This is a genomic window from Carboxylicivirga linearis, from assembly GCF_018271995.1.
Taxonomy (GTDB): domain Bacteria; phylum Bacteroidota; class Bacteroidia; order Bacteroidales; family Marinilabiliaceae; genus Carboxylicivirga; species Carboxylicivirga linearis.
Window position 1 is genome coordinate 116,732 of sequence record NZ_JAGUCO010000010.1, and the last position, 13,995, is coordinate 130,726.

4 protein-coding genes are annotated in these 13,995 nt (G+C 33.9%); all 4 read left to right on the top strand.

Features of this window, described 5'->3' with window-relative positions; translation table 11 throughout:
- Positions 1-41 precede the first annotated feature (41 nt).
- The 4 genes from KEM10_RS13935 to KEM10_RS13950 all read left to right on the top strand — a co-directional run bounded on the left by KEM10_RS13935 (position 42) and on the right by KEM10_RS13950 (position 13,989).
- The gene (locus KEM10_RS13935) at positions 42-3,389 is read left to right on the top strand and encodes a LamG-like jellyroll fold domain-containing protein (RefSeq protein ID WP_212216632.1); all 3,348 of its coding nucleotides are present in this window, start codon (positions 42-44) and stop codon (positions 3,387-3,389) included.
- 415 nt (positions 3,390-3,804) lie between these two features.
- A complete protein-coding gene (locus tag KEM10_RS13940) occupies positions 3,805-6,981 on the top strand; it encodes a cadherin-like beta sandwich domain-containing protein (RefSeq protein WP_212216633.1) in 3,177 nt (1,058 codons plus the stop codon).
- Positions 6,982-7,158: 177 nt separating this feature from the next.
- Positions 7,159-8,265, top strand: coding sequence for a helix-turn-helix domain-containing protein (locus tag KEM10_RS13945; protein WP_212216634.1), 1,107 nt, complete (start codon positions 7,159-7,161; stop codon positions 8,263-8,265).
- Between the two features lie 957 nt (positions 8,266-9,222).
- Positions 9,223-13,989: a PAS domain S-box protein gene (locus KEM10_RS13950; RefSeq protein ID WP_212216635.1), complete on the top strand. Its 4,767-nt coding sequence runs from the start codon at positions 9,223-9,225 to the stop codon at positions 13,987-13,989.
- Positions 13,990-13,995: the final 6 nt, after the last annotated feature.

The window sequence follows — 13,995 nt, forward strand, 5'->3', positions numbered from 1 at the left end:
TTTTTAACTTTTTAAATCTCTAATTTTTAATTTAAGTTATTATGAAAAAAGGATTTTTACTTTTAAAATTCTGGAGTGTTTTAATGGTGCTGGGAATTTTCTCAACAGCATCCTTAACCGGGCAAACATTAATGCACTCATATACCTTTGAAGATGGTACCTTTGAAGGAACTACTGTTTATGATCAAACAGGAGATTTAGATGGAACTTTAGGTGGCGATAGAATCTCCATTGCAGATGGTATGTGTACTGTTGCAGGGGCTACTGCCAATAATCATGGATGGATGTCTGTAGATGGAACCGCATTAGCTCTTAACTCTTATTCTTCTATTACATTTGAGGCATTTCTTGTTGCCGGTGATAATGAGAATAATGGTGTGTTTACAATGTTAGGTTATTTTGGTGGAACTACACCAGGAGATAATTGTTTTTGGTATCAGCCAACACGTTCGGGTAATGAATCAAGAGCAGAAACAGATAATGGAACTGCTACAATCACAGCAGCTGCTGGAGAAGTGGAATTAGATGACGGTAAAATGCATCATGTTGTTGTGGTATTAACTGGTACTGAGTTATCGTATTACCTCGATGGAGCTTTATTGAGTCAGGTGTCAACCGAAGGAGCCGATTATATTAGCACCATTGGTACCGATGTAGCCAACTTCTTTAGAGGTGTTGATGGTTGGAATGACCCTAATTATAATGGATCTGTTGATGAGTTTAATATCTATGACGGAGCAATGGATCAGACTACTATCGAAAGCCGTTGGGTAGATTACGTAGGTGATGATTATATAAATTCAAGTCTGGCTAGTTTATCGGCTACTCCCGGAGAGTTTGAGGATCCTTTTGACCCTGCAGTATTTGATAATTACCTGAATGTACCGTATGCAACAACCCAGGTTGAATTTGATATTGTTACAGCGGCAGATGTAGCAACCTATACAGTATATGAAGGTACGTCGGGCGATGAGTTTACAGATGACATTGTAACCTTTGATGAAAATGGAATTGATATTGTTATTGAAGTTTTTGCATTAAGTGGTACATCAACCAAATATTATGTATCTATTTATGTTGATGAGGGTACTTATGATGATCGTTTACAGGATATTGAACTTTCAGTATCAGCCTTAGATCCTGTATTTGATCCTGATGTTCTGGATTATAGTGTTATCGTACCAAATGGAACAGCATCAGTTGATGTTGCTGGAATTCCTTTTTATTCTGCAACTACAGTAACAGGTAATGGAACGGTTACTATAACAGGTGGTACAGGATCTATCTCACTTACTACAGTAGCTGAAACAGGTGGTGCAACAAGAACATATAATGTTTCTTTCACCGAAGCTGATGGTCTTAACTATGCTCTTAATCTCGATGGTAATGATGGTCAGACAAGTAATGTTGATATCTCAGGTTTGAATTTAACAACCTTACCTTATACCATGGAAATGTGGTTCAAGCCAAGTGCAGTTCCACAATCGGATTATGCTGGAATGATAATGAATGGTAGTAATACAGTTAACGGAATGAGTTATGTGGGATGGCAGAGAGATTATGATGCCATGCGATTGAATGCTACCGGAAATGGTGATCAGTATGCAGGACCAACCGTAACACATGAAATTACAGAGGGGTGGCATCATGTGGCAGCTATTGTAACTGAAAACTCAAGAACTCTTATTTTAGATGGTGTTGAATATAACGAAGCAGCCAACTTTACACCAGTTGACTGGACACAGGAAAAAACTTATATAGGAGCATGGGATGGCTATTGGTCTCGCACATTTAGTGGATTAGTAGATGAAGTTAAAATCTGGAATGATTCAATTTCACCTGAGATATTAAGTGCTAATAAATACGATGCCTTAAATGGCGATGAAACTGGTTTGTTGGCATATTATAGTTTCGACCTGCAAAATAGCTCACAAGCGGTGGATATGGCCGCAGATGCACACCATGGTTTAATAACCGGTGGTACCTATGAAGTTTCATTCGATAGAGCTAATCTTGAATTATCTTCTTTAATGATTGATGATGAGATGATCCAAGGATTTGTCTCAACTGCAACTGAATACCGGATAACATTGCCTGTTGGAACTACAACCATAAATGTGGCTGCAACTACTGCTGATGCAACTGCAAAAATTTCCGGAGTGGGTGATATTAATGTTTCAGATGGAGCGGGTTCAATAATATTGACTGTTACATCAGCTGATGATTTGTATTCGAGAGACTATGTAATACATTATCTGCTTGATACAGAATTAACGCTAATGCATTCTTATACATTTACCGATGGTACAGCACGTGATACAATTAGTGGAGCAAATGGGTTTGTAACTGGTGGATTTATCGAAAATGGTATGTTTGTAAGTGACCCAACTGGATATGTTACTTTACCAGCCGAAGATATTGCTATCAATTCTTTCCCATCTATCACCATGGAAGCATATGTGAAGGCTGGTAACAATACAGGTAATACAATGCTTACCTATTGGGGTGGTTTATCAGGAAGCAATACCTATTGGGTTTCAGTGCAAAATGAAGCTGATTATACTAGAGCTACAGTTGATCAAGGGAGTGGACAGTATAGATCAGAGACAGCAGGAGAGGCAGCGGAAGACGGAATTTACCATTATGTAACTACCTTAACCAATGATTCAATTTCATTATACATTAATGGAGCAGCTATTGGTAAAACAGCTCTTCCGGCTGATTATAGTATTTACGGATTGAGTAACGAAAATGCATGGATTTGCTATAGTGGTTATGCAGCTGATCCTGTTTGGTTAGGTTCTGTATACGAGTTTAATGTATATTCCGGAGAAATGGATGATATTACCATTCTTAACAGAGCACAGAACTTACCTGAAGAAGATAATACTATGGATGCCACTTTAAGTACATTAAGATTGGATGGTGATACTATCGAAGGATTCCATTCGGCCAATTTGGAATATACGGTTGCATTGGAAGATGGAACAGTGCCAGTAATTGATGGAGTTGTTAAAGTAGATGGAGCTGAAATAACAACCATTACACCACCGGATGCAATTCCTGGTGTGGGTACTGTTTTGGTTACTGCTTTAGATGGAACCACAACCAATACTTATACAATCAATTTTGAGATTGCAACCGGAGTAGAAAAACCTGTTAAAGAAAGTGCAATTAAGGTTTATCCTACAGTTTCAACAGGTGAGTTTACGGTTGAAATGGAAGGACAAACTTCTATGATTACGGTATACGATTTAGCTGGTAGATTAGTGAAACAAGTTAAAACCAATTCGCAAAGAGAAATTATTTCACTGAATCAAAAAGGTATGTATATTGTTAAAGTTCACTCAGACGATGAAACTAAATTATTTAAGGTTTTCAAGAGATAATTAATAGATGGAATATTTTGAAGTTGAATTTAGGAAGAGGTCTGTTAGACCTCTTCTTTTTTATTATTTAGAAAAGAGTATATAAATAAAAAATATAAAAAATATAAAAAATATAAAAAATATCACCAATCATATTTATACATCTACATATAAGAAATTAAAATGGGTTCGTGATTTTTTTAACACTTTTTGTTCAGACTAGAACTTAAATTTATTGTTGATATATTAGTGCTAAAGGGTAGAATATTTGTATATTGGGGTGAGTTATGTTGCTGTGAGTTATCTTTAGGTAGGTTTATTTCTGACGAATTATTTTACGATTGTGCCGAAAAAGTAACAAAGTAAAGAAACTAATACTAATAAATTGTGCAACACAAATTAACAATTTATATCTCTAATTATTAATTAAGTTACTATGAAAAAAAGATTTCTACTTTTAAAATTCTGGTATATTTTTATTGTGCTGGCAACTGTTTCAACCGCATCCTTAACCGGGCAAACATTAATGCACTCATATACCTTTGAAGATGGTACTTTTGAAGGAAGTACTGTTTTTGATCAGACAGGGGATTTAGATGGAACCCTGGGAGGTGATCGTATTTCTATTGCTGATGGTATGTGTACTGTTTCTGGAGCTACTGCCAATAATCATGGGTGGATCTCATTAGATGGAACTGCTTTAGCGCTGAATACTTATACTGCTATTACATTTGAGGCGTTTCTTGTTGCCGGTGATAATGAGAATGGTAGTTTTACTATGCTAGGTTATTTTGGTACATCCACGCCGGGGAATGGTTGTTTTTGGTATCAGCCATCACGTTCGGGCAATGAATCAAGAGCAGAGACAAATAATACATCGACAACAATAACAGCCGCCGTTCCAGAAGTGGAGTTGGATGATGGTAAAATGCATCATGTTGTTGTGGTGCTGACAGGTACTGAGTTGTCGTATTACCTCGATGGAGCCTTATTAGCTCAAACATCAACAGAAGGGGCCGATTTTATCGGTACCATTGGTACCGATGTAGCCAATTTCTTTAGAGGTGTTGATGGTTGGAATGATCCAAACTATAATGGATCAGTGGATGAGTTTAATATTTACGATGGAGCAATGGATCAGACTACAATAGAGAGTCGTTGGGTTACATATGTTGGAGAAGACTATCTTAATGCAGATTTAGCCTCTATTTCATGTACACCAGGTGATCTGACACCAACGTTTGATCCTGCTGAACTAGATTATACTGTATATGTGCCTTATGGAGATACAACAACAGTTATTAGTGTTGAAACGGCTGCTGATGTGGCAAGCTATACCATTTATACGTACGATGGAACAGTTGTTGGAGATGATGGAGTGGTCACTTTTACCGAGGATGGAGAGAATCTAACCATTTATGTTACTGCTTTAAGTGGAGATGAAAAGTATTATTATGTGGATGTTTATCAGTATCCTGAAAAAACATCTGAGCGTTTATCTGATATAGAGGTTACAGGTGGTACTTTAATAGGTGACTTTAATCCTGATTCAACTTCTTACAATATCAGAGCTGATTACGGTGCAACTTTAGTTGAGATTACCGGTGTGCCTTTTGGGTCTGGAGCTACTGTAACAGGTGACGGCGTAATTAACCTTACTGACGGTGTTGGATCAGCTACCATTCATGTTGTGTCGGAAGATGCAAACAGTGAAATGGATTATAATGTAACTATTTACGCAACAGAAATAACAACCGGAGTTGATTATTACCTTCAGCACGAAGCTTCGGGCTATGTTGTAGGTGAAAGTGGCGAAGAGTATAATATGATTAAAATCTATGAGCCTTATAATGAACCTACTCAATTATTTCAGTTTGTATCAACTGATGTAGCAGGTCAGTATTATATCCAAAACAAAAATGGTAATTACCTAAGATTAGCTCCAAAGAACGGAGATCAGGTATGGGATATGATAATGCAGCCTACTATAATGGTAGAGGAAGATAGCTGTCGTTTTGAGTTGAATGAATTTGAACAGGGACGTTTCCAGATCGTTTCAGTGGCTCGTGCCAATGAATTTGAAAATGTATTTATGGGAACCAATAATTCTAACCTGTTTGGTGGAGTTTACTCAGATAAATGGGATGGAAATGAAATGGCTTATTGGTCAATTGTAACACCGGATCAGATAGATGTTCAATACAATACTTATTTAGAGTCGTTAAGTGTTCTTGACAATGCTTTAATACCTTCTTTTGATGCTACTGTTACTGAGTATCGTGTTGTATTACCAGAAGGAACTGCTCAGTTTACCGTTGAGGCTATAGCTCAGCATGTTAGTGCAACAGTTGCTGGAGCAGGTACAATTGATGTGGCAGCTGAAGGAGAAGGTAGTGTTACTGTTACCGTAACCAATGGAGGGCAAACACGTGATTACGTTATTAGTTATGTATTATACAGTGAAGATTTTGCCTTAATGCATTCTTATACATTCCTTGATGGTACAGCAAAAGACGAAGTGAGCGGTGCTGATGGTGTTGTGTACGGAGGAGCTATTGACCAAGGTGTTTTTACAGCCAGCCAATTAGGGGAGTATATTGAGTTACCTGCAGGAGATATAGCTATTAATACATACACAAGTGTTACGTTTGAACATTTTATAAGAGCTAATACAGAAGGAGCCAATACAAATTCAAATACAATGATCTCTGCATTTGGCCGATCTGATGGATATGGATACGACTATTTCTTTACTTCGGCTAAAAGTAGAGCGGCTATTAGTGCAACGGTTACTGAAAATCCATGGGAGAATGAAAGTGGTGTTACTGGTACTGATCTGGATGCTGACCTAACAGGTGCTTTACATCATTTGGTAGCAATTATTACTAAGGATGCTTTGTATTTTTATGTTGATGGATCGATAGCAGGTGATCCGGTTGCTTTAAATGAAAATAACAGAGTTGAATATTTAAGTAACGAGGTAGCCTATTTGTTCAAATCTGTTTACCCAAATGATAATACCTGGATTGGTTCGATTGAAGAGTTTAATATCTATGCTGGTGTAATGGATGATGCTACTATTCTTGAAAACTCTATCGCTGGACCAAAAGCATATGCCGGAAACGATGCAACCTTAAGTGATTTAACTGTTAATGGAGTGACTATTGAAGGTTTCCATTCTGCTACTTTTAACTATATGGTTACAGTTGAAGAAGGGGTAACTCCGGTAATTGTAGCTACAACCAAGGAAGCAAATGCAACTTATGAGGTTAATGGTCCTTCAGCAATTCCTGGAACTGCAACGGTTGTGGTTACTGCTGCTGACGGTGAAACAACCAATACTTACACAATAGAGTTTGATACAGCAACTGGTATTGGTTCATCTACTGAAGGAGGAATAAAAGTTTATCCAACAGTATCAACTGGTGAGTTTACAGTAGAAATGGAAGGTCAAACTTCTTTAATAACTGTTTATGATTTAGCTGGTAGATTAGTTAAGCAGGTGAAATCAAACACTCAACGTGAGATCATTTCAATTGACCAAAAAGGAATGTACATTGTAAAAGTAGAATCTGATGGAGACACTAAATTATTTAAAGTCTTTAAAAGATAATTGATATTTTATTTTAGTTAGAGAGGGGGCCTAATGGCCCCTTTTTTAATGGAATAAATTGAATCCTAAAATAGATATGTATTCAGTATTGATATATTACGCATGTTGCAAATAATTCAGTTTCGGTAGTGTTTTTATTCTTTATATTTGTTTTAACTAAAATGCAAGGAACTAGAAATGACGGAACGATCGTTATTAAATATCTTACTCTCAAAATATTTCATAGGTATATTTGTAGGCTTAACTGTGATTCTGATTGTAGTAATAAGTTATTTTTCAAGTATTAAAGATCTTGTGATCTTTCCAAGCGAGGAAGAATATACTTTTGGAGGATATACCGATAAAGTCAATCAGGGAGCATCTGAGATTATTGAACTTACTATCTCTGATTCTACCTTATTATTTCATTTTAGACTGAAAGAAGGATTTTTTAGTCCTTATGCTGGCTTTAGTATTTCTCGCAAAGATGGTAAGTCCATTGATGCATCCGAATATAACCAGATTAGCTTGTGTGTATTAGGGGAAAATATTAAGCGATTAGGTGTAGGAGTTTATGGAGTGTTGAATGATGCTGATGAAGAAGGGGAGAATCTTTTTCATTCCTATTTAAATATATCAGATGTTAAAGAAATTTATCATATTTCTAAAAGTCAGCTTCAACATCCCGACTGGTGGGAAGATTTATACCAGATAACGGATTCAGAGAATGATGAGCCGGATTTTTCAAGGATTATGCATTTAAATATAGGTTCTGCTTATTCACCAGATATCAACACGGATAAAACCATAGAAATTTACACAATCGCTTTTACAAGGGATAATTCACGGCTTTTTACGCTTCTGGCTATTGTTTATATTGTATTAATTGTATCGTTGTTTGTTTTCTTTTATATACGTCTTTATATAAACAAAAAGGGAGACTCGGTAACAGTTACTTATCAGCCGGTTGAATTAAAAAAAGAGAATGCTGTGGAAGATGATATTTGTCTGGGGTTTATAAATCTACACTTTCATGATAATGATTTAAACCTGGATGTAGTAGCAGAAAAAACAGGTGTTAGTCAACGAAAAATTACCAATCTTATCAATAATCGATTCAATTGTAATTTTAAAAGCTATATCAATCGAATTAGAATAAATGAGGCGAAACGATTACTAAGTGAAACTGATATGAACATTGGTGAGATAGCATACAAAGTAGGGTTTAATAATCAAAGTCATTTTAATCGAGTCTTTAAAGCAGAAAATAATATCAGCCCTTCGGAATATAGAGAAAATCAATGATTTGGTATTCTGTTATTTAACGAATAGAGATTGGCAAAGGAATATGGTGTGATAAAATAATAAAGCCTGTAAATCATTCGATTTACAGGCTTTATTGTGATCCCGACAGGATCATGAATAATTTGTTATGTTGTTTATTATCAATAAACTAATAAGCGTTTAAAATAATGGGTCTCTTTAAAGTCTCTTTCAATATTTTGTCAACAAATTTATGAAAAAATAATTGACAATAAAATAGAAAACACTTTAGTATTAAAATCATTAAATTGATCATTTTTAATTTAACTCTTAATCTCATAATTATTAGATGAAATCATAATTACTTCTTCATTTTTATTTCAATCAACTTATATATGTATACATCAATAGATATTTGATTGTAAAATAGTGCTAGATTTCTCTCATTTTTTCAATAGGGAGCAAATATAATGCTAGTAGTCTAAAATCTTATGGGCAAGAAATTCTTGATTACGCAGAACAATATAATATCGATCGTATAATCATTATCTTAAAAAGATTTCCACTATTAATAGATGAATTAAGGGAGCAGATCAGTAATAATTAATTCAGTGTGATTATCTCATAAGGTAAAGTTCGGAATCAGAATTAAATAGGAGGGATTCATACATAGGTTAGTAACACTGTTGAATGTTTTTATAAAGCTAAGTCCTTCCTTTTTCTAATTATTTTACAACTAAATTGCGAATGAATAATGATTAATAAAATTCGATTGTAAAGTTACATCTAGCTTTGTATCAGTTATACTTTTAGAGTACAAAATTCTTTAAATGGAATAAAGAGCAATTCTATTCATTTAGTGAACAAATAATTCTTTCTCAGGTTTAATTAATATCTAATTAAGATGTTGTTAATCAGTAATTATTAGGTTTTTTTTGAAAGTGGGGTATTTTTATTACCTTATATCTAGTTAACTATAACTGACAGAAATAGAGCTCAATGTTTACTTATAAAAGATTACTTAAGGTTATTATTTTTTTGTATCTGCTCATATCCAGTAGTTATGCACAACTAAACATTATTGAAAAGAAAAAAACAAACCATACTCAAAAGATTGTAATTGCTGCTGAGACCAATTATTTGCCATTTTCATTTGTAAATGAGAACGGTAAACCCGATGGCTTTTCTATTGAATTGTTTAAAGCAGCTGCAAAGGCTGTTGATTTGGATGTAGAAATTGAGTTGGGTATTTGGTCGGATAATTTGGAGGATCTACAAAATGGAATCGTGGATGCTATTCCAATTATGGCAAAAACCCCGGATAGAGAAGATCGATTTGATTTTTCCAATCCTTATTATTCGATGACAGGAACTGCCTTTGTTAGAAGTAATGAAGCGAGCATTCGTCAATTTGATGATATAGAGGGAAAGCATCTTTTAGTAATGGAAAAGGACAACGGACATGAATATTTGCTTCGAGAAAACTTGACAGATAATATAGTCACAACCGTATCACATCAAGAAGCATTTAGGGTTTTAGATAGTGGAAAATATGATGCTGTTATAGCTCAACGGATTGTTGGATTGAAAATATTGGATCAATTACAGCTAAAAAATATTGAACCTGTAAAGTTTAGTTTGCCCAATTATTACGGGGATTTCTGTTTTGCAGTGAATAAAGGAGATTTAATTTTATTAGAAAAGTTAAATAAAGGCTTACTAAAGATTGTTGACAATGGTCAGTATAATCAAATACACAATAAGTGGTTTAGTATTAATAATACCTCCCCATTAAGTTATCAAGAAATTCTTAAAATTATTCTTATAGTTTTAGCTATAGTAATAGTTTTTGGTAGTGCTCTTACAATATATCTTCTTAGGAATAGTGTTGACAAGAAAACCAAGTTGTTAAAGACAGAAATAGAAAAGCACAAGGATACTTTAATGAAGTTGCAGTATCAGAATAATTTACAAGAGCTGACTGAAAATGTAACGAAAGTTGGCGGATGGTTCTTTAATGCTGAAAATAATAGACTATCGGTAACTAACGGATTGTATCAAATCCTTGAATTGGATAAAAATCAAAAAACACTATCTAATCTTGATGAGTTTGTAAGTTTATTTAGTGATAAATATAGGAATCTACTTCTTTCAAAAATTGAAGATGTATTGGACGGCGAACCTGATTTTTCTATAAAGCTTGAATACAATACCAATAACTTATCAAGAAAGTGGTTTAATGTTATTGGTAAAACCAGAAGAGAAAATGGTAAGGTTAAAATTATATATGGTAATGTTCATGATTATACAGAAAGAATAGTAGGAGAAGAGAAAAAGCAAAAAAGCGAATTGTTGTATCGGTTAATATTTGATCAGAACCCATTTCCTATGTTTATTTATGATCAAAAAACATTGAAATTTTTAAATGTTAACGACACAGCATGTAGAAAGTATGGATATAAAAAGAGTACTTTTCTTGAACTTGCATTTGAAGATTTATTACCTAAAGATCAATATTTAACGATTAAAGAGGATATTGAATTATCAAAGAACACAATGAACTATCAAACGACTGCTAGGAGGCATCGTTTAAAAAATGGCTGTGAAATAATTGTAGATACCTATTCACATCCATTTCAATTAGAAGGGCCAAGTGCGAGACTGGTTGTTGTTAACGACATAACAGAAAAAAAGAAGGCTTTAGAGCAAATCAAAATAAGTGAAGAAAGATTAAATTTTTCACAGGTTACTGCCAATATGGGTAGTTGGATGAAAAATCTGCAATCAGGAGAATTTAGCTGTTCTAAAAATTTCATTAATCTTCTTCAATTATCTGATTACAAAAAAATAGAGAATGTGATAGATATTTTTGGAAATGTTCATCACGATGATGTTTACCTATTTGATGGAGTTAATTGGAATAATGTATTAATGAAGCGTAAATCAATGAATCTGAGATGTGTTGGTTCGGATGATAAGATTAGGTGGATGCAATCAGACTTAGAAGGGCAGTATGAAGAAGGTAAGTTAGTTGAAGTTTCAGGTGTTTTAATTGATATAACTGAAAAGAAAATAGCAGAAAAGAAACTCCTACAGCAAAATGAGAAACTTAAATCCATTATTAATTCCATACCTGATAAGATCTTTGTGCATAATTTTGATGGAGTGTTTTTAGAAGCATATACATCAGACCCCTCAGGTTTTATACAACCTAAGAGCAAATTTATTGGAACTAATTTAAAAGATGTTTTTGGTGAAGAAAATGGTCAATTAAATATAGACAAAATTAGGGAGTGTATTCAGTATCAGCAGTTGGTAAAGCATGAGTTTTCACCTGTTATTAAGGGTAAAGTTATGCACCTTGAAGTAAGAACGGTCCCTTATATGAAAAAGAAAGCTATACGGTTTGTAAGAGATGTAACAGATCGCGTAGAGAAAGAATATGAAATTCAAAAACTTAGTTTAGCTGTAGAGCAAAGTCCTGTTTCTGTTGAGATTACAGATTTAGATTTTAACATATCCTACGTGAATAATGCATTTATTCATAAAACGGGTTATAGTCGTGATGAATTAATAGGCAGCAATCCTCGTTTGCTTAAATCTGGAATTCACAAGAAAGAATACTATGAAAGATTATATAAGACAATATTATCTGGAGAGTCTTGGACTGGAGAAATTCAAAATAAAACCAAAGAAGGAAAATTGCTATGGGAACATATGACTATTACTCCTATTAAAAATACTCAGGGAGATGTTCTAAATTACATGGCAATAAAGCAGGATGTAACTAAAAGGAAAGAATATGAGCAGTTAATATTGAAATTAAATGAAAGTCTAGAGGATAAAGTCAATGAAAGAACGAAACAGCTTACAGAATTAAATAATAAACTAACAGAAGAAATAGACATACGATCGCAGATTGAAGATGCCTTGCTAACTAAAACAGAAGAATTGGAAAGTTTTTTTAGCCTTACTCTAGACTTCTTATGTATAGGAAAAATTTCAGGGGTATTCGTTAAGATTAATAATGCTTGGATTAGGCAATTAGGATACGCATATACTGAGTTGGAAGGTCACAATGTGTTGGAATTTATACACGAGGACGATTTAGATATGACCAAACAGGCTTTGCGGCAATTGTCAGATAAGGAGGAGGTTAGGAATCATATATCAAGATTTAGAAACAAAAAGGGCGAATATCGATATTTAGATTGGCATGCGGCATCATTAAATGAATCCATCTATGCTGCAGCCAGAGATATAACAGAACAGAAAGAATATGAAAAAAACCTTTTAAGGGCTCAAGAAGAGGCTTTTAGAGCCAATAATGCGAAGAGTGAATTTCTAGCTAATATGAGTCATGAAATTCGTACACCAATGAATGCGATACTGGGCTATTCTAATTTGCTGTCAATTAGTGTTGAAGATAAAAAACAAAAGCGGTTTTTAAATTCTATAATTACAAGTGGCAATTCGTTGTTGAATCTTATTAATGATATACTCGATTTGTCAAAGGTTGAGGCTGGGAAAATAGAACTAGTACCAGATTATGTTGAGCTTACATTGTTTTTTAAAGAGTTTGAAAGGATATTTTCATTAGCAGCCCAAGAGAAAGGATTAGAATTAGATATTGATATAAATGCACCATCAGGGATTTCAGTACTTATTGATAGCTCAAGGTTACGACAAATCATTATTAATCTTCTGGGAAATTCAATTAAGTTCACAGATAATGGCTCTGTTTCTCTTATCGTGATGGTGAAAAACAGTAAAAAACCAATCAGTAGCAATAAGAATCTTGTTGATTTGTTTATCGAAATAAGTGATACCGGTATTGGCATTCCACCTGAGTTTGTCGATAATATCTTTAAGTCGTTTATACAATTAAAGGATTTTCATTCAAAAGGAGGTACTGGTTTAGGGTTAGCAATTTGTAAACAGTTAGTCGATTTGATGGGGGGCGAAATAGAACTTGAATCTGAATTAGGAAAGGGAAGTGTTTTTCGAGTTACATTTAAAAACATACCCCAAAAACTATATACTCCTTCAAAAATTAATGAACCTGTTAATCCTCTTCATGTTGAATTTGAAGCAGCAACCATAATGTTGGTTGATGATATTGATGAGAATCGTCAGTTTATAAAAGATGCATTAGATGATTCTAAGATTGAAGTAATTGAGGCTGAAAGCGCTTCTAAAGCAATGACTCTTCTAAAATTTCATACCCCAGACCTATTTATTATAGATATTAGGATGCCTGGCATTGATGGACATGTATTAAATAAAGAAATTAAAAAGGATGATAGATTTAAAAATACACCCGTTTATGCTTATTCTGCATCTGTAATGTTAGAACAAGAAAAAATGATTAAAGTTGGAGATTTTACAGGGTTATTATTTAAACCGCTTACTCTTCAGGACTTATATATTGCTTTAATTAAACATTTACCTTTTAAGCAAAAGGTAAATGAAGTTAAAGAATTGGTGCAAAACAAAACTGATAATAAAATAGAGAAGAAGGAGGTATTACTTGAGATTTTAAGAAAAGATTTCTCTAAACGTTACGAATCATTTAAGTTAAGGCAGCCTATAGATGAAATAAGAAAATTTGGAATCGATCTAAAAGAAACGGGAAAAATTCATAATTACGAGGAATTAACAATGTTGGGAGAGGATCTGGAGAGTTCAGCTAATAGTTTTGATATTGAAAAAATTATTAGCCTTTTGAAGGCTTATGAAAACATCACTCAGAAACTAATCGAATAGGAGATT